Consider the following 20,394-nt stretch of genomic DNA (forward strand, 5'->3'; position numbering starts at 1 on the left):
GCATGACTGGGGTGGACGTTGTCGACGCGCCGGTGGCCGAGCTGGCCGACGCGGTCGATCGTGCTCGTGCGGGCTCGGCGTTCCTGCGCGAGAAGCTCGGTGACCTCCCGGTCCGCGGGGCCGAGGACTTCGCGCGGTTGCCGTTCACCACCAAGCAGGAGCTGCGCGAGACGCCGTTCCTCGACTACGCGGCCGTGCCCGCTGAGCGGATCGTGCGCATCCACTCGTCGTCCGGCACCACGGGCAGGCGCACGATCTGCGCCTACTCGGCCAAGGACCTCGACGACTGGGCCGAGATGTTCGCCCGCTGCTACTCGTTCGCGGGTGTGACCGAGGCCGACCGGGTGCAGCTCATGGTCGGCTACGGGATGTGGACCGCCGGTGTCGGTTTCCAGGCCGGTGCCGAGCGGCTCGGAGCCATGACCGTGCCGAGCGGGCCGGGAAATACCGACCTGCAGCTCGAGCTGATGCGCGAGGCCGGGACGACGGTGTTCGGCGCGACGTCGTCGTTCGCGCTGCTCATCGCGGAGCTGGTGGAGCGCGAGGGCCTGCGCGACGAGCTGTCGCTGCGCGTCGGCGTGATCGGCTCGGAACGCTGGGGCGACGCCACGCGCAGGCGCATCGAGTCGGGGCTCGGCATCGAGACGTTCGACATCTACGGCATGACCGAGCTGTGGGGGCCGGGCACCGGCATCGAGTGCTCCCAGCACGACGGCATGCACGTGTGGTCGGACCATTACCACGTCGAGATCGTCGACCCGGAGACGCTGGAGCCGGTGCCGCACGGAACACCGGGCGAGGTGGTGGTGACGACGCTGACCAAGGAGGCCACCCCGCTCGTGCGCTACCGCACGCGTGACCTGTCCTTTCGCTACGGCGAGCCGTGTCAGTGCGGGAGCCCGTATCCGCGCATCGGGCGCATCGAGGGCCGCTCCGACGACCAGGTGAAGGTGCGCGGCGTGATCTTCCTGCCCGCACAGGTCGACACGGTGCTGGCCGAGGTCGCGGGCGCGGGCTCGGAGTTCCAGGCGCACGTCGACCGCGACGAGTCGGGCCGCGACTCGCTCACCATCCGCGTGGAGGGCAGCGACCGGCCCGGCCTCGCCGGTGAGCTGGCCGAACGGTTCCAGGCGAAGATCGGCATCCGTGTCGATGTGGACCTGGTCGCGATGGGCACCCTTCCCCGCAACGCGGGCAAGACGAAGCGGGTCTTCGACCACCGCACCCTGTAGGCGGGCCCGACTGCAGTGAAGGCCACCTTCACTGCGTTCAACGCAGTCAAGGTGGCCTTCACTGCAGTACTGCAGCAGTGCATGTGCGGTCAGGCGGACTTGATGGCCTCGCCCAGCAGCTCGAGGGCCAACTCCGGCTCGGGGCCCAGCTCGCCGCTGAACGACACCGCGTCGAACCCGGCCTCGCGCCAGCGCTTCAGCCCGGCCACGAGGTCGTTGAGGTCGCCCGCCGCCATGAAGAGGTCCAGCGTGCGGTCGCTGATCTCGGCGAGCCGCTCGGTCTGCCCGTCGCGCGTCGCGGCGCGGGCGGCGTCGACCTCGGCCTGCGGCACGTCGTGGAACTTCAGCAGCGGACCAAGGTGCGGGAGGAACGTCGCCATGATGCGCCGCGCGCCCTGCCGGGCCAGCTCGCGGTCGGGGTGCACGTAGGTCCAGTTCTCCACCACGAAGTCCACGTCCGAACGCGAGCGACCGGCCTCCTCGGCGCCCGCGTGGAACTCCTCGCGCAGCATCGTCGAGTAGGCCGGGTCCCACTGCGCCGCAAGGCGAAGGCCCTCGCAGTGCGCACCCGCGAGGCGCGCGCCCTTCGGGCCGTGCGCGCCGAGGTACACCGGCACGCGGCGGCCGGTGCCGAAGTGCAGCTTCGCTGACTTGCCCAGCTGGAACACGTCGCCGTGGTACTCGGAGCCGTCTCCGGTGATCACGGCGCGGATGACGTCGACGGCCTCGCGCACGCCCTTGAGCGTCGACGGATTGGTCTGGCCCACCAACTCGTACATGGAGCCGCGGCCGATGCCGAGCACCGCGCGGCCGCCGGAGAGCTCGTCGAGGTGCGCGATGTTCGCCGCGATCTGCACCGGGTGGCTCAGGTAGGGGTGGGTGACGTTCGGGCCGACCTGGATGCGGGACGTGGCGCGCGCGATGTCGCACAGCACCGGCCACACCGGCCTGCGCAGCAGCACGTCGTGCACTGTGACGTCCTCGAAGCCGAGCTCCTCGGCCCGCGCCGCGACCGCCGGGTAGGTCTCGATCGGCAGATTTCCGTGGAGCTGCAAGAGATAGCGCATGTTGGTCGTCACGCCGCGAGCATAGTCATGCCCTCGCGGGCGTTCCGGCGGAGTTCGTCGAGGTCCTCCGTGCCCAGCGAGCGCGGGTTGCGGCCCTCGGCCAGCAGGTCCTCGCCGAGCGCGGTGCCCATCAGCGTCAGGATGGCGGAGCCGACGGGCGCCTCGACCCCGGCCAGGCGCGCGAGCGCGACGTTCAGCACCAGACCGCAGCGGATGTCCTCGCCGACGTAGCGGTGCTGGAGGGTCACCGACTCGCGCCACAGGCCCGACGCGAGCAGCCGCGCCTTGGCATCCGGCGGGTACATCGAGGTGTCGCGGCCCGCGTAGTAGTCCGCGAGCGGCCAGTGCGGCTCGCCGAAGCCGAGCGCGCGGCGCAGCGCGACGCGCTCCGCGTCGAGCGCGCGGGTGGTGGCCAGCACCGAGGGCGACGCGCCGTCGGCGTGGATGTCGAACCGCTCGGCGATGGTCTCGATGGCGCCGAGGTTGTGGGCGATCAGCGGCGGGTGGATCACGGGGCCCCAGTTGCTGAGCGCCGCGTCGAGGCCGTCGGTCAGCCGTACGGCCATCGGGTACGCGGCGGCGAAGCGGGCGTGCGCGTCGTCGGCCAGGGCGCCGGTGCCGGGAATCGAGCCGACGGGGAGGTTGCCGGAGATCACGGGGATGCTGACCTCGCCGGGTGCGGTGACCCTCGTGAGGTAGGGCAGCGTGCCGGTTTCGAGGAAGGCGACGTCGGGCCTGCGTTTCGCTCCGAGCCACGTGCCGAAGGTGCCGGGGGTGAACGCGACGGCCTGACCGGGTGCGAGCAGGGGCGTGAGCGCGTCGAGCAGTTCCGGTTGGGCGGTGGCGGGTACCGGCGCGACGATCAGGTCGCTGCCCTTGATCGCGGCGCCGAGGTCGTGGGTGGCCAGTGTGGGGGTGACCTCGCCTGCGTCGTCGTGGGTGCGGTACCGCAGTCGCCCGCCGTCTGGGAACGGCGCGGAGCGCCTCCACCAGCGCACGTCGTGACCGCCGAGGGAGAGGTCCACCACCGCCGCGTGCGACCCGTTCCCGCCGCCAAGAACCGTGACGATCACGCGCGTACCTCCAGCCTCCGGGACCCTTCCGACCGCAGTAGACCCCCAACCCCCGGAACGGGCAAGGCCGAGAGTCCACTCACCAGACCTGGACGCGCGAGTTGCCCGTTCGGGACGCCGAGTTGCCCGCTCTGGTTCGCGAGTTGCCCGGTCCGGACGCCGAGTTGCCCGTTCCGGTTCGGGAGATGTCCGCTCCGGCTCGCGAGTTGGCCGTTCGGAGCGTCGTCCGTGACGGCGGGAGTGGGGAACTCGCGGTCGGGAGTGGGGAACTCGCGGTCGGGAGTGGGGAACTCGCGGTCGGGAGTGGGGAACTCGCGCGCTTGCCGTCGCCGTAGGGCTTCTCCAGCCCCCGGACGTGCCCGGCTTGGTTCATCGCCTTCCGTACCCTGCCCAAAGGCGGCCGGGGTCTCTCTAACACTGTTAACCTGTCAAGGGTGGGGGTTGCTGATCCGCAGGCTGCGCGCCCGGCGCGGGGAGCTGGGATGAGCGCGCCGGGCGCCGAGCTCGCGCGCGAGCTGCTGCGGGTGCGTGACCTGATCGACCGGTCCTACGCCCAGGACCTGGACATCCCGGCGCTGGCTCGGACGGCGTGTGTCTCGCAGGCGCATTTCCGGCGCACGTTCAAGCAGGCGTTCGGGGAGACACCGCACCGGTACCTGATGACGCGCAGGCTCGAACGCGCCAAGGCGCTGCTTCGCGCGGGCGAGCTGTCGGTCACCGAGGTGTGCCTCGCGGTCGGCTTCACGAGCCTCGGCTCGTTCAGCACGCAGTTCCGCCGGTTCGTCGGCGAGAGTCCGACGGCGTACCGGCGGCGCGCGGCGAGCCTGCCGCCGGTGCCGATCCCGGCCTGCTACCTCCGGATCTGGACGCGCCCGCGCGAATGAGCGTTTTCGAGAAGCACGCCGACCTCCCGGCTCGTTAGCGTCCTTTTCGGAGGTGGTTACCGATGATCACAGGAATGGCTCTGGTCTGCGTCCGGGTTCGCGACCAACAGGAGGCGTACGAGTTCTACGTCGGCAAGCTCGGCCTCAAGCCCACGATGGACGAGACGATCGACGGGTTCCGGTACCTGATCGTGTCGGCGCCGGAACAGCCGGAGCTGCCAATCATGCTGGTGGAGCCGGAGGCGCCGATGATCGACGACGAGGCGGCACGGCAGATCCGCACGCTGCTGGCGACGGGTGCGCTCGGTCCCGGCGCCTTTCGCACCGACGACTGCCGCGCCACCTACGCCGAGCTGAAGGCCAAGGGGGTCGAGTTCATCGAGGAGCCGGAGGAGCGGTTCTACGGCATCGACGCCGCGTTCCGCGACCCGAGCGGCAACCACTGGCGGCTCACGCAGCCCAAGCCGCCCCAGTGACCACGACGCATGCAGTGAAGGCCACCTTCACTGCGTTGACCGCAGTGAAGGTGGCCTTCACTGCGGTCCGCCTGACCTGGGCCGGCCCGGTGGGAGCACCGCCTTCTTCGTGCGGATCGTGGCGTCGATGCTCACGGTCAGGAAGCGCTCGATGGTGCGCCGCTCCTCGGGGCCGAACTCGGTCCAGGTGCGAGAGAGCTCCTCGCCGAGCGGCGTGAAGAGACTCCTGGCGAGCTCCAGCGCCGTCTCCTCCACCCGCAGCTCGACGCGTCGGCGATCGGTCTCGCTGCGGGTGCGGTGCACGTGGCCCGCCGACTCGAGCCGGTCGATCAGGGCCGTCGTCGCCGAGGCCGACAGGTGCAGTGCCTCGGCGAGCTCCCTGGGGCTCGGCGGCCCTCCCGACCTGGTGGCATCCATGATCACGGCCAGTGCGTTGAGATCCGTGCGGTGCATGCGGTGCGCCTGGCGCAGGATCTCGACGAACTCGCCGTTCTCCACGGTCAGCTGCCGCAACAGGCGGACGAGGACGTCGTCGCCGGGGCTGTGAGCCGCTGTCACGTTTGTCTCACTCCTCCCCGTTCGCCGCTTCAACCTACCCAGCTTAGTATTTCGATCACCGAACATTCGATGGTCGAACTAACTGGGAGAACCGTGCGCAGGCTCCGCTGGCTCGTTCCCGCGCTGATCATGATCGGCTGGCTGGCGATCGGTGGGTTCGGCGGCCCGTTCGCGGGCAAGCTGAGTGACGTCTCCGAGAACGACAACTCGGCTTTCCTGCCCGCGTCCGCCGAAGCCACGGAGGTCCAGCGGCTGCAGGAGAGGTTCACCCGGAACGAGGCCGTGCCCACGATCGTCGTCGCCGAGCGCGCGGGCGGCGTCACCCCGGCCGACCGCGCGTTCCTCCAGGAACGCGCTGCCGATGCGGCCTCGATCGAGGGAGTCGTCCAGCCGCTTTCACCGGTGATCCCGTCGCGGGACGGCAAGGCGCTGCAGCTCGTCGTGCCCATGACGGGCGAGCCGAACGAGGCCGTCGAGGAGCTGCGCGGCCTGCTCGACCGCGACCGGCCGGACGGGCTCGACGTCTACGCCGCCGGTCCGGCTGGGCAGATCGCCGACCTTTCCGAAGCGTTCGGCGGCATCGACGGGATGCTCCTGCTCGTCGCGGGCTCGGTCGTGGCCGTGATCCTGATCATCGTCTACCGAAGCCCGCTGCTGCCGTTCCTCGTGCTGCTCTCCGGGATCTTCGCGCTCGGCCTCGCGAGCCTCACCGTCTACCTGCTCGCCGACTCTGGAACGCTCGCGCTCAACGGCCAGAGCCAGGGCATCCTGTTCATCCTCGTCTTCGGGGCCGCGACCGACTACGCGCTGCTGCTCGTCTCCCGATTCCGCGAGGAGCTGCGTGACACCGAGGACCGGTACGTCGCGATCCGCAAGGCACTGCGCGGCACCATCGAACCCATCGCCGCCTCGGCGGGCACCGTGATCCTCGGCGTGCTGTGCCTGCTGTTCAGCGACCTCAACTCCAACCGGGGGCTCGGCCCGGTCGCCGCGATCGGCATCGGTGCCTCGCTGCTGGCCTCGGTCACCTTCCTGCCCGCGGTGCTGGCGATCTTCGGCCGCGCCGCGTTCTGGCCGTTCCGCCCGCTGCACGGCTCCCCGCACCCGGAGGGGAAGGGCGTATGGGGCCGGATCGCCGGCCTCGTCGACCGGAAGCCGAGGGCGATCTGGGCGGTCACCGCGCTGGTGCTGCTCGCGGGCGCGGCGTTCGTGCCGCAACTCAAAGCCGACGGCACGTCCCAGACCGACGTCTTTCTCACCGAGGTCGACTCGGTCGCCGGGCAGGAGGTGCTTTCGCGGCACTTTCCCGGCGGCGTCGGCTCGCCCGCGATCGTGATCGCCAACGCGCAGCAGACCGACGCCGTGCTCGAGGCGACGCGTGTCGACGGCGTCTCCAGCGCCGAGCCCGCGGGCACCCGCGACGGGCTCGTGCTCATCGAGGCCGTGCTCGACGCTCCGGCCGACTCCGAGCGGGCGGTGGGGATCGTGCAGAGCCTTCGCGACTCGGTGCGCGCCGTGGAGGACGCGGACGCGAAGGTGGGCGGGCGCACCGCCGTTCAGCTCGACACGCAGGAAACGTCCAAACGCGATCGCATGGTGATCATCCCGATCGTGCTCGTGGTGGTGCTCGCCGTGCTGGCGCTGCTGCTGCGCTCGCTGCTCGCCCCGCTGCTGCTCGTGGCCACCGTGGTGCTGTCGTTCGCGGCCACGATGGGGGTGTCGGCGCTGGTGTTCAACCACGTGCTCGGCTTCCCCGGCGCCGACCCGGCCGTGCCGCTGTTCGGCTTCGTCTTCCTGGTGGCGCTTGGCATCGACTACAACATCTTCCTCATGACCAGGGTCCGGGAGGAGGCGCGGACGAGGGGCACGCGCGAGGGCACGCGCTACGGGCTCACCGTCACCGGTGGGGTGATCACGTCGGCGGGCGTGGTGCTCGCGGCGACGTTCGCGGCGCTCGCGGTGCTGCCGATCCTGTTCCTCGCGCAGATCGCGTTCATCGTCGCGTTCGGCGTGCTGCTCGACACCCTGATCGTCCGGTCGCTGCTGGTGCCCGCGCTGACCATCGACATCGGCAAGAAGGTGTGGTGGCCCTCGGCGCTGTCCCGGTGAGGTTTGCCGTCGACCCATGCGGGAATGCGTACGTATGGCTACTTGCGAAGTCTGTGGGAACGAGTACGACCTCTCCTTCGAGATCCACACCAAGGGCGGCGGCAAGCACACGTTCGACTCTTTCGAGTGCGCCATCCACAAGCTCGCGCCCGTGTGTGAACACTGCGGCTGCAAGGTGGCCGGGCACGGCGTCGACGTCGATGGGCACTTCTTCTGCTGTGCGCACTGCGCACGCGAGTCCACCGAGCTGGGCGCCAAGGCCCGCGACGCCGTGACCGCCTAGGTCCGACACGCCGCTGGTGTCCTGACGCAGGACACTAGCGGCCGACCAGCGCCCTGGCGAAGAAGGCCAGGTTGGCCGGCCGCTCGCCGAGGCGCCGCACGAAGTACGGGTACCACTCGCCGCCGTAGGGCACGTAGACCCTCATGCCCAGCCCGCGGGCGGCGAGTCGCCGCTGCTCGTCCACACGGATGCCGAACAGCATCTGGTGCTCGTACTCCGTGGTGCCCCGCCCTGCCCGCAGCGCGAGGTCCTGTGCGATCTCGATCAGCCTGGGGTCGTGGGTGGCGACCATCGGGTAGCCGTCGCCGTGCATGAGCGTCTTGAGACAGCGCACGTACGACGCGTCCACGTCGGCCCTGTCCCGGTAGGCCACCGAGGCCGGCTCGTCGTAGGCGCCCTTGCACAGGCGCACCCGCGAGCCGGGTCCGGCGAGGTCGGCGCAGTCGCCCTCGGTGCGCCGCAGGTACGCCTGCACCACGGCGCCCACCCACGGGAAGTCCACCCGCAGCTCACGCACGATCGAGAGCGTGGCGTCGACCGTCGTGTGGTCCTCCATGTCCACGGTCACCGTGGTGCCCGCGCTCGCCGCGGCCTCGCAGATCGCCCGCGCCCCTTCGAGGGCGATCTTGTCGCCGTCGCGGGGCAGGGTCCGGCCCAGCGCCGACAGCTTCACCGACACCTCCGCCTTCGCGGCCAGCCCCTCGTCGGCGAGGGTGCCGAGCAGGCTCTGGTACGCCTCGACGGCCGCGTCGGCCTGAGCCCGTTCCCCAGTGTCCTCGCCGAGGTGGTCGAGCGTGACGAGTCGGTCGCGGGTCAGCTCCCGCGTCGCGGCCAGCGCGTCGGTGACCCCCTCGCCCGCGACGAACCGGTCGACGATCGGCCTGGCGAGCGGCAGGTTCTCGACGAGCGAGCGGCACTTCCGCGAGCGGGACGCGGCGATGATGGCCGAGCGCAGCATGGCGAACTCCTAGAGCTGGTGCGGGTACGACGAGCGGACCGGGGGCACGAACGTCTCCTTGACCGTGCGCGGGCTGACCCAGCGCAGGAGGTTGTAGACCGAGCCCGCCTTGTCGTTGGTGCCCGACCCGCGGGCGCCGCCGAAGGGCTGCTGGCCGACGACCGCGCCGGTCGGCTTGTCGTTGACGTAGAAGTTGCCCGCCGCGAAGCGCAGCACCTCCTTCGCGCGCTCGATGGCGGCCCGGTCGGTCGCGATGATCGAGCCGGTGAGCCCGTAGGCCGCGCCGCGGTCCACCTCGTGCAGCACGCGGTCGTACTCGCCGTCCTCGTAGACGTGCACGGCCAGCACGGGCCCGAAGTACTCGGTGCGGAACACCTCGTGCGTGGGGTCGGAGCCCTCGAGCACGGTCGGCCGCACGAAGTAGCCGGTCGAATCGTCGGCCGTGCCGCCCGCGAGCACCTCCAGCGAGGGTGCCGCGTGCGCCATCTCCAGCACCCCGGCCAGCCGGTCGTAGGCCCTGCGGTCGATGACGGCGCCCATGAAGTTGCGCAGGTCGGTCACGTCGCCGACCGTCAGCGCCTCGACCTCGGACACCAGGTCGTCCTTGAGCCGTGCCCACACCGAGCGCGGTACGAACGCGCGTGAGGCCGCGGAGCACTTCTGGCCCTGGAACTCGAACGCGCCGCGGACGAGTGCCGTGCGCAGGACGTCGACGTCGGCACTGGGGTGCGCCACCACGAAGTCCTTGCCGCCGGTCTCGCCGACCAGCCTCGGATACGTGCGGTAGCCGCCGATGTTGGCGCCGACGGCCGACCACAGGTGCTGGAACGTCCTCGTGGAGCCGGTGAAGTGGATGCCGGCGAGCGCGGGGTCGGCGAGCGCGACGTCCGAGACGGCGAGGCCGTCGCCGGGCAGCAGGTTGATCACGCCCGGCGGCAGGCCGGCCTCCTCCAGCAGGCGCAGCGTCAGGTGCGCGGCGAGGCCCTGCGTCGGCGACGGCTTCCACAGCACGGTGTTGCCCATCAGCGCGGGCGCGGTGGGCAGGTTGCCGGCGATGGCGGTGAAGTTGAACGGCGTGATCGCGTAGACGAAGCCCTCGAGCGGGCGGTAGTCGAGCCGGTTCCACACGCCGGGCGAGCTCTGCGGCTGACCTTCAAGCAGCTCGCGGGCGAAGTGGACGTTGAACCGCCAGAAGTCGGCGAGCTCGCACGCGGAGTCGATCTCGGCCTGCACGGCGGTCTTGGACTGGCCGAGCATCGTCGCGGCGTTGAGGGTGTCGCGCCACGGCCCCGACAGCAGGTCGGCGGCGCGCAGCAGCACGGCGGCGCGCTCGTCGAAGGGCAGGCGCCGCCACGACTCGCCCGCCCGCAACGCGGCGTCGATGGCGTCCTTCGCGTCGGCGTGCGTCGAGTTGGCCGTGGTGCCCAGCACGTGGGCGTGGTTGTGCGGCTGGACGACGTCGATGCGCTCGCCGTCCGGCATCCGCTGCTCGCCGCCGATGGCGGCGGTGAGCTCGAACCGCGTGCTTGCGAGCTCGGCGAGCTTGCGGGTGAGGCTCTCGCGCTCGGGCGAGCCGGGTGCGTAGTCCCGGACCGGTTCGTTGCGCGGCGCTGGCGGGCTCGTGATGGCGTCCATGTCTGGAAGTGTGGGACCGCGACCGGGCTCGCGGGCTGTGTGTCCGGCTAACGTTGAACCATGGGTGTTGGCCGATCGAACAACGGCTTGGGGTTGCGTCAGCTGCTGGTGGCGATCGGCCTTCCACTGGTGGAGCTGCGCACGGAACACGCCGATCCGCTGGTGCGCGGCGTGGCGATCCTCGACCCCGACGACGAGCCCGGCGGCTACGCGGGCGAGCTGGTGCTGATCATCGGCGCGCGCGGGCGCGAGGCGGCCCGGCCGGTGCGGGCGGCGGCCCGCCGGGGCGCGGCCGCCGTCGCGGTGAAGGAGGCGACCGACGAGCTGGCCGGAATCGCGGACGAGTCGGGCGTCGCCCTGCTCAGCGTGGCTGCGCCGGTGCGCTGGGACCAGCTGGAGATCGTGGTGCGGCAGGTGCTCGACAGCGCCACGCTCGCCGAGGGCTTCAGCGACGAGCCCGGCGACCTGTTCTCGCTTGCGCAAACGCTTGCCCTGCTGACGGGTGGCAGCGTCAGCATCGAGGACGCCGGCAACCGGGTGCTCGCCTACTCGAGGTCGGACGACGAGGTCGACGAGCTGCGCAGGCTGTCGATCCTCGGCTGGCAAGGACCTGAAAGCTACCTCGCGCTGCTGCGCGAGTGGGGCGTGTTCGAACGGCTGCGGTCGGGCGAGGAGGTGGTGCGCGTCGAGCCGCACCCAGAGCTCGGCATCCGCCGCAGGCTTGCCGTCGGCATCCGCGCCGGCACCCACCACCTCGGCACGGTGTGGGTGCAGGAGGGCAGGGAGAGCTTCGCCGAGCGGGCCGAGAGCGCGTTGCTCGGCGGAGCGCGGCTCGCCGCCGTGCACCTGCTGCGGCAGCGCAGCGAGCACGGCCGCTCGCGCGAGGAGCTGGTGAACGGCCTGCTCACCGGGCACGCCAGCCCCGACCTGGTGGCCGGGCAGCTCGGGCTCGACCCGGCGACGCCGGCCGTCGTCGTGGCGTTCACCGCCCGCGAGCCCACGGCCGATGAGCCGGTGCGGGAGTTGCACCTCGCCGAGATGCTCACGATGGTCTCGGTGCACATGGCCTCGTACCGCAAGGGTGCGCTGGTCGGCGCCGACGGCGCGCGCGTGTACGCGGTGCTGCCGGACGCGCGGCAGCTCAGCGGGCTCGTCGCCGAGGTCACCGACGTGGCCGAGGTGCTCACGCGGCGCACCGGCGTGCGCGTGCAGGCGGGCCTCGGCTCCGCCGTCGCGGCGCTGCGCGACGTCCGCGCGTCGAGGGCCGAGGCCGACCGCGTGCTCGACGCGATGGGCGCCGCCCGGTCGGTCGCGAGCATCGCCGACCTGCGGGCCGAGGTGCTGCTCGGCGAGACGCTCGCGCTGCTGGAGGCCAACCCCGACCTGCACGATCCCGCGGTCGCCGCACTGCTGGCCCACGACGCCGAGCACGGCTCCGAGCTGGTGCCCACGCTGCTCACCTGGCTCGACGCGATGGGCGACGTGCGCTCGGTGGCCGCCGCGCTGCACGTCCACCCCAACACCGTGCGGCACCGGTTGCGCAGGGTGGGCACCGTGAGCGGCATCGACCTCGGCGACCCGCGCGAGCGGCTGTCCTGCCACCTACAGCTGTTGCTGGCCGTCACAACCGGGGTCACCACCACGACGGTTCGTGGTTGAATTTCCGAAGGCGGATTGCAGAAGGGGTGGACGTGGCGAGGCTCGGAGAACTGGAGCGCGCGGTGATGGATGTGCTCTGGGCGCGACCCGAGCCGGCCAGCGTGCGTGCGGTACACGCGGCGCTCGCTGACCGCGGGCTCGCCTACACGACCGTGATGACCGTGTTGACCCGGCTGGCGGCGAAGAACGTCGTGCGCCGCGAACGGGCAGGCCGCGCCTGGCTGTACGCGCCCGCGGCGACGCGCGAGGAGTACGTCGCCGAGCTGATGCTCGAGGCACTTGAGCTGACCGGCGACCGTGGCTCAGCGCTGGTGCGCTTCGCGCAGTCGGTGACCAGCGACGAGGCCGACGCGCTCCGGCAGGCGCTGGAACGGGGAGAGAAGACGTGATCCTCGTGGGGCACCAGCTCGCGGCGGGCGCGGCGGCCGTGGCCGTGGCGCTCTGGCTGCTGCGCAGCCGCTGGACGCACGCCCACCCCAGGGCGGCTCTGATCCTCTGGCAGATCACGGTCCTCACGCTGGTGGTGTCCACGATCGGCGCGCTGCTCGGCTTCGGGCTCGCGCCCTACCAGCGGGGCCTGGTGCCCGCGCTGTTCGACCTCCCCCCGGTGATCCACGAGTTGGATCTGTGGCACTCCGCGGCCGTCGTGGCCGGGCTCGCGCTCGCGGGCTGGCTGGTCGTCAACCAGCTGCTGTGCCTGCGCAGTACGGCTCGCGCGCGGGCGCGGCACCGGCTGTTGCTGCAGCTGGTCGCGCGGCAGGACACCGGCGCGCTCGTGGTGGACCATCCCATCGCCGTCGCCTACTGCCTGCCCGGCCGCAACCCCCGGATCGTCGTCAGCGCCGGTGCGCGGCGGCTGCTGACCGAAGCGGAGCTGGACGCCGTTCTCGCCCACGAGCGGGCGCACGCGCGGGAGCGGCACCACCTCGTGGTGGCGCCGTTCCAGGCGCTGCGCAGGCTGCTGCCGGGCAGCGCGCTGCTCACGCGGGTGTGCGCGACGATCGAGCTGCTCGTGGAGATGTGCGCCGACGACAAGGCGGCCCGCCAGCACGGCAGGGAGCCGCTGGCGAGCGCGCTGGAGCGCTTCCACGCCAACGGAACGGCGGGCACCCCGGCGGGTGCGCTGGCCGTCGCCGACACCCCGGTGCAGGCGCGGATCCGCCGGCTGCGCGAACCGGACCGGTTCGGCTTTCCGCCCGCGCTGCCGCTGGCCTGCCTGCTGGTGCTGACGGCCCTCGCCACGTCGTCGACCCTTTTCGCCATCCCCCTCTGACCAACCGCAGTGAAGGCCACCTTCCCTGCGCGCCTCTACTACTGCATGTAGTAAGTTCTCGGCATGGAAATCGTCTACGACGCATTGGTCGTGCTGCACCTGCTCGGGATGGCCGGCATCGTCAGTGGCGTGGTCGCGCGCAGCGTCGCACCGGCCGGACCCGCTCCCGCGATCACGATGTACAGCGCGGGCGCACAGGTCCTCACCGGTGTCGCGCTCGTCGGTATCGCCTCGGCCGGCCTCGTCGCCGCGGAACCGGACAACACCAAGGTCGCCGTCAAGCTCGGCATCGCCGTGATCGTGCTCGTGCTGGCCCACATCCTGTGGCGCCGCCCCGAGTCCGGCAAGGGCGTGTTCTACGGGCTGGCCGGCTTCACGCTGGCCAACGTGGTCATCGCGGTGTTCTGGTAGGCGCGGTCCGCCGCAGCCAGAGGAGCCCGATGACGGGCAGCACGAGCGGAATGAACAGGTAACCCATCCCGTAGTTCGACCAGACAGCGGCGTCGGGGAACGCCGCCTGGTCGAACACACTCAGTGTTCCCACCACGAGCACGCCGGCCAGCTCCACCGAGCACGCCACGAGCGCGATCCGCCACCACAGGATGCCGGTGCGCGCGAGCGCGAACGTCGCGAGCAGGTACACCACGGCCGCGAACGCCGAGAGCACGTACGGCACGGGCGCCTCGTCGAAGCGGGTCGCGATCTGCACGGCCGCTCGCGACGTGGCGGCTACCGCGAAGATCGCGTACACCGCCACCAGCACGCGGCCCGGCCCGCTCGCCGTGGCGGGGCGTTCGGAAGCTTGCTCAGGCACTCGCGCCACCCCAGACCTCCGACATCCGCAGGATCAGCACCGGCACGGTCACACACGCGACGCCGAGGATCACCGTGCTCGACCTGGTGCGCTCGGCCAGCGCCCACACCGCGCCGACCGGCAGCACCAGCAACGAGCCCACCAGGTAGGCGATGAAGGTGACCATGCTGCCCGGCCGGTCGCCGCCGATGAGCAGCACGACCGAGATCACCACCTGCACCAGCAGCAGGACCTCCAGCACGGCCAGCCCGGTCAGCAGGGGCCGTGCGGGAGCCTTGTTCCTCGCCGCGAGCACGAAGGCCCAGGCCGCGACGGCCAGCGAGCACAGCGCCACCGCGATCGCATACCCAGTGATCACCGGTCCTCCAGCAAGCCAAGTACTACTAGTCGTAGCGTACGGGTCGGGCGGGTGGCCGGTGCGCGGCGGTCGGTCAGTCCTCTGTGGACTCCACGGTCAGTCGCCGCAGCGCCTCCCGCAGTGCTCCGGTGACCGGTTCCGGACGCCTCGTGTCCCGGTCGACGAACACGTGCACGAAGTGGCCTTCGGCGAGCAGTTCGGACCGGTCCTCGCGGTGGATGCCGATCTCGTAGCGCACGCTCGAGGTGCCGAGGTGGCCCACCCGCAACCCGATCGCGAGTTTCTCAGGAAATCCTGAGGAAGCGTGGTAATTGCAGTGTGATTCGACACAAACCCCTATGACCTGGCCTTTTTGAATGTCGAGACCACCCTCCGTGATGAGCCGGCGGTTGATCACCGTGTCCATGAACTCGTAGTAGACCACGTTGTTGACGTGGCCATATACGTCGTTGTCCCGCCATCTGGTCGGCACGAGCTCCCAATGCGCATAAGTCACCCCGGCAATCTAGTCGGCGACTGGATTACATGGCGCCGGAGCCGGGTATACGGTAGCGTTCGAGCCAGACATCGCGAGCGTTCGGGTCAGTGTGAATTCGGCGTTTGCTGCAATGAATTTCGGCTATTTCTTTTGCCGCACTCCCGAGACCCCGATCCGACCATCACGAGGTGTATATGACCGCGTCCACCAGTTCTCCCACACGACCCAAGGAACGAAGGCCCAAACCGATCATCTCCGGGCGTACGTCGCTGCCCGAGCACATCACCGTCAAGATCTTCGTGCTGGCGCCCATCGTGGCGCTGGCCCTCGCCGTTCCCTTCGCGTGGGGATGGGGGCTGAGCTGGGTCGACATCGGTCTGGGCGCGCTCTTCTTCGTGCTCAGCGGGCTCGGGGTCACCGTCGGCTACCACCGCCTTTTCACCCACGGCTCGTTCAAGGCGAACAGGCCACTGCGGATCGCACTCGCGATCGCCGGGAGCCTTTCGGCGCAGGGGCAGGTCACGACGTGGGTCGCCGATCATCGCAGGCACCACGCGTTCTCCGACCGGGCAGGCGACCCGCACTCGCCGTGGCTGTTCGGCACCGGGCCGAAGGCGCTGGCCAAGGGCTTCTGGCACGCGCACATGGGCTGGCTGTTCGAGCGCGACGTCACGAACGCGGAGCGGTTCGCGCCCGACCTGCTCGCCGACCGCGACATCCAGCGCGTCGACAAGCTGTTCCCGCTGTGGGTGGGCCTGAGCCTGCTGCTGCCCGGCGTGCTCGGCGGCCTCATCACGTGGTCGGTCTGGGGCGGCGTGACGGCGTTCTTCTGGGCCGGGTTCGTGCGGGTCGGCGTGCTGCACCACGTGACGTGGTCGGTGAACTCGATCTGTCACATGATCGGCGAGCGTCCGTTCACCAGTCGCGACAAAGCGGCCAACTTCTGGCCGCTGGCGATCTTCTCCTTCGGCGAGGCGTGGCACAACCTGCACCACGCCGACCCGACGTGCGCCCGGCACGGCGTGCTGCGTGGCCAGATCGACATCTCGGCCCGGCTGATCTGGCTGTTCGAGAAGTTCGGCTGGGCGCGCGACGTGCGCTGGCCGACCACCGCGCGCCTCGACCGGCTCGCCGCCGCCAACTCCTGACCCAGCTGCAGTGAAGGCCACCTTCCCTGCGCCCACCCGTCTCCCGCCACCACCCAAACGGAGACGCTGACGCGCCGCTGTGTTGGTTCAACGCAGTGAAGGTGGCCTTCACTGCGTTTGGCGACCCGTGCCGAGATTTGCAACCTGCTGCAACCCTTCCGCTCAGGGGCACGCCGTAGTCACATAGACATGTGACGTCGGACACAGTGACCGTCGGAGTGGTGGCCAACCCCGCGTCGGGGCGGGACATCCGGCGGCTCGTGGCGCAGGCGTCGGTGTTCCCGACCGCCGAGAAGGCCAACATGGTGCAGCGGCTGCTCACCGCGTTCGCCTCGGTGGGCGTCACCCGCGCGCTGCTGTCCACCGACCTCGGCGGTATCTCCGCCGCCGTGCTGCGGGCCCTGCGCGGCCGCAGGCCGGGGCGCGACGGCGGGTGGCCCGACGTCGTGTTCTGCGACGACGACGCGATCACCGGGACCGCCCGCGACACCACCAACGCCGTGCGCCGCATGGTGGCCGACGGAGCCCGGCTGATCGTGTGCCTCGGCGGCGACGGCACCGCGCGCGTGGCCGCCGCCGCGTGCGGGGACGTGCCGCTGCTCGCGCTGTCGACCGGCACCAACAACGCCTTCCCCCGGATGCGCGAGGCGACCGTCGCCGGGCTGGCCGGCGGGCTCGTCGCGACCGGAGCCGTCGCCGCGGAGACCGGCACCCGCCGAGCCACCGTGCTGCACGCCGGCGTCGCCGACCGTGGCGAGACGGCGCTCGTGGACGTGTGCGCGTCCCGCTCCCGGCACATCGGCTCCCGGGCACTGTGGCACCCCGAGACGATCACCGAGTTGTTCTGCACCTTCGCCGAGCCAGACGGCATCGGCCTCTCCAGCGTCGCCGGTCAGCTCTGCCCGAGCCCGCGCGACGAGCCGGAAGGCGTCGCGCTCACCCTCGCCCCGCCCGAACACGCCCGCTGGGTCGTGCACGCGCCGATCGCCCCAGGGCTCGTCGTGCCCGTAGGCGTCGACGCCTGGCGACCGCTCCCGGTCGGCGAGCCCGTCGAGATCGGCCTGCGCGGCGGGGTGATCGCCGTCGACGGCGAGCGGGAGCTGGAACTCACCGGCACCGAGACCGCGACCGTGCGCCTGTGTGCAGAGGGCCCGCGCTGCGTCGATGTCTCCGCCGTGCTCGCCGAAGCCTCGGCGAACGGACTGCTGCGAACGGAAAACCAAGTGGCACAACGAAAGGAGCGTCAACGATGACGGATACCCTGTCCACGGCGGTATCGCACGAGCTCGATGGCAACGCCCTGCTCGACGCCTACCGCACGATGCGCACCATCCGCGCCTTCGAGGAGCGGCTGCACGACGAGTTCGCCACCGGTGAGATCCCCGGCTTCGTCCACCTCTACGCAGGCGAGGAGGCCTCGGCCACCGGCGTGTGCCTGCACCTCGACGACCGCGACGCCATCGCCAGCACCCACCGCGGCCACGGCCACTGCATCGCCAAGGGCGTGGACGTCAAGGCGATGATGGCCGAGATCTACGGCCGCAGGACCGGCTCGTGCCACGGCAAGGGCGGCTCGATGCACATCGCCGACCTCTCCAAGGGAATGCTCGGCGCGAACGGCATCGTCGGCGGCGGCCCGCCGCTGATCTGCGGCACCGCGCTCGCCGCGAAGCAGAAGGGCACCGGCGGCGTCGGCGTCGCGTTCTTCGGCGACGGCGCGAGCAACCAGGGCACCACGCTCGAGGCGATGAACCTCGCGTCGGTCTGGCAGCTGCCCGCCATCTTCGTGGCGGAGAACAACGGCTACGCCGAGGCCACCTCCAGCACGTGGTCGGTCGCGGCCGACAACATCGCCGACCGCGCGGCTGGGTTCGGCATGCCCGGTGTGATCGTGGACGGGTTCGACTTCTTCGCCGTTCACGAGGCCGCGGCGGAGGCCATCCAGCGGGCCCGCGAGGGCGGAGGGCCCACGCTCATCGAGGTGAAGTTCACCCGCTACTTCGGGCACTTCGAGGGCGACCAGCAGACCTACCGCGCAGGCGAGGTCGCCTACGCCCGCGAGAACCTCGACTGCCTCAAGCGGTTCCGCGCGAGGGTCACCGAGACCGGGCAGGTCGAGGCCGCCCGGCTCGACGCCGTCGACGCGCAGGTGGCCGACCTGATCGACGCCGCCGTCGAGGAGGCCAAGGCCGCGCCGAAGCCCACTGCGGCCGACCTGGAGACCGACGTCTACATCGAGTACTGAGGAGGGTTCCCCAGATGGCACGCACGATCAGCTACCGCGAGGCGCTTGGCGAGGCCCTCGCGCAGGAGATGGAGCGCGACGAGTCGGTGATCGTACTCGGCGAGGACAACGCGGGCGGCGCAGGCAGCCCCGGCGAGGACGACGCGTGGGGCGGCGTTCTCGGTGTCACCAAAGGGCTCTACCACCGCTTCCCCGGCCGGGTGCTCGACACCCCGATCTCCGAGTCGGCGTTCGTCGGCGCGGCGATCGGCGCGGCGACGAGCGGCCTTCGCCCCGTCGCCGAGCTGATGTTCATCGACTTCATGGGCGTCTGCTTCGACCAGATCTTCAACCAGGCGGCCAAGTTCCGGTACATGTTCGGCGGCAAGGCGAAGACGCCGGTGGTGATCCGCACGATGTACGGCGCGGGTCTGCGCGCGGCGGCGCAGCACTCGCAGGCGCTGTACCCGATCTTCACCCACATCCCCGGGCTGAAGGTCGTGGTGCCCTCGAGCCCGTACGAGGCGAAGGGCCTGCTGATCCAGTCCATTCGCGACGACGACCCGGTGATCTTCTGCGAACACAAGGCGATGTACGACGTCACCGGCGACGTGCCGGAGGACAGCTACACGATCCCGTTCGGCGAGGCGGGCGTCGTCCGCGATGGCGACGACGTGACGATCGTGGCCATCGGGCGCATGGTGTCGGTGGCGGAGGAGGCGGCGAAGCAGCTCGCCGAATCCGGGGTCGAGGCCGAGATCATCGACCCGCGCACCACGAGCCCGCTCGACACGGAGACCATCCTGGAAAGCGTCGAGAACACCGGACGGCTCGTGGTGGTGGACGAGGCGACCCCGCGCTGCAACCTCGCCACCGACATCTCCGCGCTCGTCGCCAAGGAGGCGTTCGGCTCGCTGCGCGCCCCGATCGAGATGGTGACCGCTCCGCACACACCGGTGCCGTTCTCCGACGCGCTGGAGGACCTCTACATCCCGGACGCCCAGCGCGTGGCCAACGCCGTGAAGACCGTCGTCGAATGGAAGCGGTGAGGATGAACGACGCCATTCGCAAGGTCGTCATGCCGAAGTGGGGTCTTTCGATGACCAGCGGCAAGGTCACCGAGTGGATCGCCTCGGAGGGTGACGAGATCGCCGACGGCGACGACCTCGCCGAGATCGACACCGACAAGATCGCCGGCGCGCTGGAGTCGGCCGACGAAGGTGTGCTGCGCCGGATCATCGCCCAGGTCGGCGAGGACGTGCCGGTGGGCGCGACGATCGCGCTGATCGCTCCCGCCGACGTGCCGGACGCCGAGCTGGACGAGGCGGCGCTGCTGGCCAGGGAGGAGCTGGACTCGGGCGCGGTGGCCGAGGTCGCGGGCCCCGTCACGGGCAGTGTCGAGGTGGACGGGCGCACGGTCTGCTTCGCCGCGCTCGGCGAGGGCGAGGAAACCGTGGTGCTCGTGCACGGCTACGGCGGCGACAAGAACTCCTGGCTCTTCGTGCAGGAGCCGCTGTCGCAGTCACACACCGTGTACGCGCTCGACCTCCCTGGCCACGGCGAGTCCACCAAGGATGTCGGCGACGGCTCACTCGACGTGCTCGCGGGTGCCGTGCTCGGCCTGCTCGCCGAGCGCGGGATCGAGCGGGCGCACCTCGTCGGGCACTCGCTCGGCGGTGCCGTGGTGGTGGCCGCGGCCGCCAGGGAACCCGCGCGGGTGGCCTCGCTGACGCTCATCGCCCCCGCGGGGTTCGGCAGCCGCATCAACGCCGGCTACCTGCGCGGATTCGCCGAGGCGAGGTCGCGCCGGGAGCTCAAGCCGCACCTCGCCGCGCTGTTCGCGGACCCCGGTCAGGTCACCAGGCAGCTCGCCGACGACCTGATGAGGTACAAGCGGCTCGACGGCGTCGACAAGGCACTGGGCGCGCTGCTCGGCACCCTGCTCGACGGCGACGAGCCCGCGCTCGACGTCGCCCCGCTGCTGTCCGAAGTGGACGTCCCGGTGGCGGTGGTGTGGGGCAGGCAGGACGCGGTGCTGCCCGCCACCAACGGCGAGGGCCTCGACGACGTCGAGTACGTGGAACGCGCGGGGCACATGGTGCACCTTGAGCAGCCGAACGCCGTGGTCGTGGCGGTCAATGCGGTGACGAACCGTCGGTAAGGGT

23 protein-coding genes are annotated in these 20,394 nt (G+C 70.9%); 15 read left to right on the forward strand and 8 right to left on the reverse strand.

The genetic code is table 11. From position 1 onward, the window contains the following. The first annotated feature begins 2 nt into the window (after nucleotides 1-2). Nucleotides 3-1,232: a phenylacetate--CoA ligase family protein gene (locus FCN18_RS31085; RefSeq protein ID WP_137096750.1), complete on the forward strand. Its 1,230-nt coding sequence runs from the start codon at nucleotides 3-5 to the stop codon at nucleotides 1,230-1,232. 89 nt (nucleotides 1,233-1,321) lie between these two features. Here the strand turns inward: FCN18_RS31085 and FCN18_RS31090 are convergent, their stop codons facing one another. Continuing rightward, entirely contained in the window at nucleotides 1,322-2,311 is a 990-nt protein-coding gene (locus FCN18_RS31090) for an LLM class flavin-dependent oxidoreductase (RefSeq protein ID WP_112265252.1), read from the reverse strand. Next, nucleotides 2,308-3,372 carry an NAD/NADP-dependent octopine/nopaline dehydrogenase family protein gene (locus FCN18_RS31095; RefSeq protein ID WP_137096751.1) on the reverse strand — a complete coding sequence of 355 codons (1,065 nt, stop codon included), beginning with the start codon at nucleotides 3,370-3,372 and terminating at the stop codon, nucleotides 2,308-2,310. The genes FCN18_RS31090 and FCN18_RS31095 overlap by 4 nt, the downstream gene beginning before the upstream one ends. Before the next feature lie 185 nt (nucleotides 3,373-3,557). On the opposite strand from FCN18_RS31095, the gene FCN18_RS40905 reads away from it, so the two are divergent. The 3 genes from FCN18_RS40905 to FCN18_RS31110 all read left to right on the forward strand — a co-directional run bounded on the left by FCN18_RS40905 (nucleotide 3,558) and on the right by FCN18_RS31110 (nucleotide 4,732). Next, the gene (locus tag FCN18_RS40905) at nucleotides 3,558-3,707 is read left to right on the forward strand and encodes a hypothetical protein (protein ID WP_407675803.1); all 150 of its coding nucleotides are present in this window, start codon (nucleotides 3,558-3,560) and stop codon (nucleotides 3,705-3,707) included. A gap of 147 nt (nucleotides 3,708-3,854) precedes the next feature. Next, complete coding sequence (locus FCN18_RS31105; RefSeq protein WP_112265248.1) at nucleotides 3,855-4,256, forward strand: helix-turn-helix domain-containing protein; 402 nt, start codon at nucleotides 3,855-3,857, stop codon at nucleotides 4,254-4,256. A 62-nt stretch (nucleotides 4,257-4,318) separates the two neighbouring features. Beyond that, nucleotides 4,319-4,732: a VOC family protein gene (locus tag FCN18_RS31110; protein WP_112265246.1), complete on the forward strand. Its 414-nt coding sequence runs from the start codon at nucleotides 4,319-4,321 to the stop codon at nucleotides 4,730-4,732. 57 nt (nucleotides 4,733-4,789) lie between these two features. Here the strand turns inward: FCN18_RS31110 and FCN18_RS31115 are convergent, their stop codons facing one another. Continuing rightward, nucleotides 4,790-5,290 carry a MarR family winged helix-turn-helix transcriptional regulator gene (locus tag FCN18_RS31115; RefSeq protein ID WP_228714223.1) on the reverse strand — a complete coding sequence of 167 codons (501 nt, stop codon included), beginning with the start codon at nucleotides 5,288-5,290 and terminating at the stop codon, nucleotides 4,790-4,792. Nucleotides 5,291-5,359: 69 nt separating this feature from the next. Here FCN18_RS31115 and FCN18_RS31120 point away from each other — a divergent pair, with 69 nt between their 5' ends. Beyond that, nucleotides 5,360-7,399 (forward strand): MMPL family transporter, encoded by a 2,040-nt coding sequence (locus tag FCN18_RS31120; protein ID WP_137096754.1) that lies wholly within the window; start codon nucleotides 5,360-5,362, stop codon nucleotides 7,397-7,399. Nucleotides 7,400-7,433: 34 nt separating this feature from the next. Next, a complete protein-coding gene (locus FCN18_RS31125; RefSeq protein WP_112265242.1) occupies nucleotides 7,434-7,682 on the forward strand; it encodes a Prokaryotic metallothionein in 249 nt (82 codons plus the stop codon). Nucleotides 7,683-7,716: 34 nt separating this feature from the next. On the opposite strand, the gene FCN18_RS31130 is transcribed toward FCN18_RS31125, so the two are convergent. Together FCN18_RS31130 and pruA are read right to left on the reverse strand one after the other, a co-directional pair. After that, nucleotides 7,717-8,640 carry a proline dehydrogenase family protein gene (locus FCN18_RS31130; RefSeq protein WP_112265240.1) on the reverse strand — a complete coding sequence of 308 codons (924 nt, stop codon included), beginning with the start codon at nucleotides 8,638-8,640 and terminating at the stop codon, nucleotides 7,717-7,719. 9 nt (nucleotides 8,641-8,649) lie between these two features. Beyond that, nucleotides 8,650-10,275 (reverse strand): L-glutamate gamma-semialdehyde dehydrogenase, encoded by a 1,626-nt coding sequence (gene pruA / locus FCN18_RS31135; RefSeq protein WP_137096755.1) that lies wholly within the window; start codon nucleotides 10,273-10,275, stop codon nucleotides 8,650-8,652. A 60-nt stretch (nucleotides 10,276-10,335) separates the two neighbouring features. Here pruA and FCN18_RS31140 point away from each other — a divergent pair, with 60 nt between their 5' ends. The 4 genes from FCN18_RS31140 (at nucleotide 10,336) to FCN18_RS31155 (ending at nucleotide 13,618) form a co-directional block, all read left to right on the forward strand. After that, on the forward strand, nucleotides 10,336-11,934 hold the full coding sequence (locus FCN18_RS31140) for a PucR family transcriptional regulator (RefSeq protein ID WP_137096756.1): 1,599 nt from the start codon (nucleotides 10,336-10,338) through the stop codon (nucleotides 11,932-11,934). Between the two features lie 26 nt (nucleotides 11,935-11,960). Further along, complete coding sequence (locus FCN18_RS31145) at nucleotides 11,961-12,323, forward strand: BlaI/MecI/CopY family transcriptional regulator (protein WP_112265234.1); 363 nt, start codon at nucleotides 11,961-11,963, stop codon at nucleotides 12,321-12,323. Next, entirely contained in the window at nucleotides 12,320-13,207 is an 888-nt protein-coding gene (locus tag FCN18_RS31150; RefSeq protein ID WP_112265232.1) for a M56 family metallopeptidase, read from the forward strand. The genes FCN18_RS31145 and FCN18_RS31150 overlap by 4 nt, the downstream gene beginning before the upstream one ends. Before the next feature lie 63 nt (nucleotides 13,208-13,270). Beyond that, complete coding sequence (locus FCN18_RS31155) at nucleotides 13,271-13,618, forward strand: hypothetical protein (protein ID WP_110333939.1); 348 nt, start codon at nucleotides 13,271-13,273, stop codon at nucleotides 13,616-13,618. Here the strand turns inward: FCN18_RS31155 and FCN18_RS31160 are convergent. From FCN18_RS31160 to FCN18_RS31170, 3 genes are all read right to left on the reverse strand, one after another. Continuing rightward, a complete protein-coding gene (locus FCN18_RS31160; RefSeq protein WP_228714224.1) occupies nucleotides 13,599-14,021 on the reverse strand; it encodes a hypothetical protein in 423 nt (140 codons plus the stop codon). The genes FCN18_RS31155 and FCN18_RS31160 overlap by 20 nt on opposite strands. Beyond that, a complete protein-coding gene (locus FCN18_RS31165) occupies nucleotides 14,014-14,379 on the reverse strand; it encodes a hypothetical protein (RefSeq protein WP_137096757.1) in 366 nt (121 codons plus the stop codon). Before FCN18_RS31165 ends, FCN18_RS31160 begins: the two co-directional genes overlap by 8 nt. A gap of 73 nt (nucleotides 14,380-14,452) precedes the next feature. After that, nucleotides 14,453-14,875, reverse strand: coding sequence for an acyl-CoA thioesterase (locus FCN18_RS31170; protein WP_112265226.1), 423 nt, complete (start codon nucleotides 14,873-14,875; stop codon nucleotides 14,453-14,455). 176 nt (nucleotides 14,876-15,051) lie between these two features. Here FCN18_RS31170 and FCN18_RS31175 point away from each other — a divergent pair, with 176 nt between their 5' ends. From FCN18_RS31175 to FCN18_RS31195, 5 genes are all read left to right on the forward strand, one after another. Then, nucleotides 15,052-16,005 (forward strand): acyl-CoA desaturase, encoded by a 954-nt coding sequence (locus FCN18_RS31175; RefSeq protein WP_137096758.1) that lies wholly within the window; start codon nucleotides 15,052-15,054, stop codon nucleotides 16,003-16,005. Between the two features lie 191 nt (nucleotides 16,006-16,196). Continuing rightward, complete coding sequence (locus tag FCN18_RS31180) at nucleotides 16,197-17,258, forward strand: ATP-NAD kinase family protein (RefSeq protein ID WP_112265222.1); 1,062 nt, start codon at nucleotides 16,197-16,199, stop codon at nucleotides 17,256-17,258. Next, on the forward strand, nucleotides 17,255-18,250 hold the full coding sequence (locus FCN18_RS31185; protein WP_112265220.1) for a thiamine pyrophosphate-dependent dehydrogenase E1 component subunit alpha: 996 nt from the start codon (nucleotides 17,255-17,257) through the stop codon (nucleotides 18,248-18,250). Before FCN18_RS31180 ends, FCN18_RS31185 begins: the two co-directional genes overlap by 4 nt. A gap of 14 nt (nucleotides 18,251-18,264) precedes the next feature. Beyond that, nucleotides 18,265-19,278 (forward strand): alpha-ketoacid dehydrogenase subunit beta, encoded by a 1,014-nt coding sequence (locus FCN18_RS31190; protein WP_112265218.1) that lies wholly within the window; start codon nucleotides 18,265-18,267, stop codon nucleotides 19,276-19,278. Between the two features lie 2 nt (nucleotides 19,279-19,280). After that, nucleotides 19,281-20,390, forward strand: a complete 1,110-nt coding sequence (locus FCN18_RS31195; RefSeq protein WP_206078019.1) for an acetoin dehydrogenase dihydrolipoyllysine-residue acetyltransferase subunit — start codon at nucleotides 19,281-19,283, stop codon at nucleotides 20,388-20,390. Nucleotides 20,391-20,394 lie beyond the last annotated feature (4 nt).

The organism is Prauserella endophytica (assembly GCF_005146945.1).
GTDB lineage: Bacteria > Actinomycetota > Actinomycetes > Mycobacteriales > Pseudonocardiaceae > Prauserella_A > Prauserella_A endophytica.

Bases quoted from the DNA above. Each gene is read 5' to 3' on its own strand.
- pruA (WP_137096755.1), bottom strand. From the start codon at position 10,275: ATGGACGCCATCACGAGCCCGCCAGCGCCGCGCAACGAACCGGTCCGG.
- FCN18_RS31110 (WP_112265246.1), top strand. From the start codon at position 4,319: ATGATCACAGGAATGGCTCTGGTCTGCGTCCGGGTTCGCGACCAACAG.
- FCN18_RS31175 (WP_137096758.1), top strand. From the start codon at position 15,052: ATGACCGCGTCCACCAGTTCTCCCACACGACCCAAGGAACGAAGGCCC.
- FCN18_RS31140 (WP_137096756.1), top strand. From the start codon at position 10,336: ATGGGTGTTGGCCGATCGAACAACGGCTTGGGGTTGCGTCAGCTGCTG.
- FCN18_RS31130 (WP_112265240.1), bottom strand. From the start codon at position 8,640: ATGCTGCGCTCGGCCATCATCGCCGCGTCCCGCTCGCGGAAGTGCCGC.
- FCN18_RS31120 (WP_137096754.1), top strand. From the start codon at position 5,360: ATGGTCGAACTAACTGGGAGAACCGTGCGCAGGCTCCGCTGGCTCGTT.
- FCN18_RS31085 (WP_137096750.1), top strand. From the start codon at position 3: ATGACTGGGGTGGACGTTGTCGACGCGCCGGTGGCCGAGCTGGCCGAC.
- FCN18_RS31125 (WP_112265242.1), top strand. From the start codon at position 7,434: ATGGCTACTTGCGAAGTCTGTGGGAACGAGTACGACCTCTCCTTCGAG.
- FCN18_RS31190 (WP_112265218.1), top strand. From the start codon at position 18,265: ATGGCACGCACGATCAGCTACCGCGAGGCGCTTGGCGAGGCCCTCGCG.
- FCN18_RS40905 (WP_407675803.1), top strand. From the start codon at position 3,558: ATGTCCGCTCCGGCTCGCGAGTTGGCCGTTCGGAGCGTCGTCCGTGAC.
- FCN18_RS31195 (WP_206078019.1), top strand. From the start codon at position 19,281: ATGAACGACGCCATTCGCAAGGTCGTCATGCCGAAGTGGGGTCTTTCG.
- FCN18_RS31185 (WP_112265220.1), top strand. From the start codon at position 17,255: ATGACGGATACCCTGTCCACGGCGGTATCGCACGAGCTCGATGGCAAC.
- FCN18_RS31105 (WP_112265248.1), top strand. From the start codon at position 3,855: ATGAGCGCGCCGGGCGCCGAGCTCGCGCGCGAGCTGCTGCGGGTGCGT.
- FCN18_RS31155 (WP_110333939.1), top strand. From the start codon at position 13,271: ATGGAAATCGTCTACGACGCATTGGTCGTGCTGCACCTGCTCGGGATG.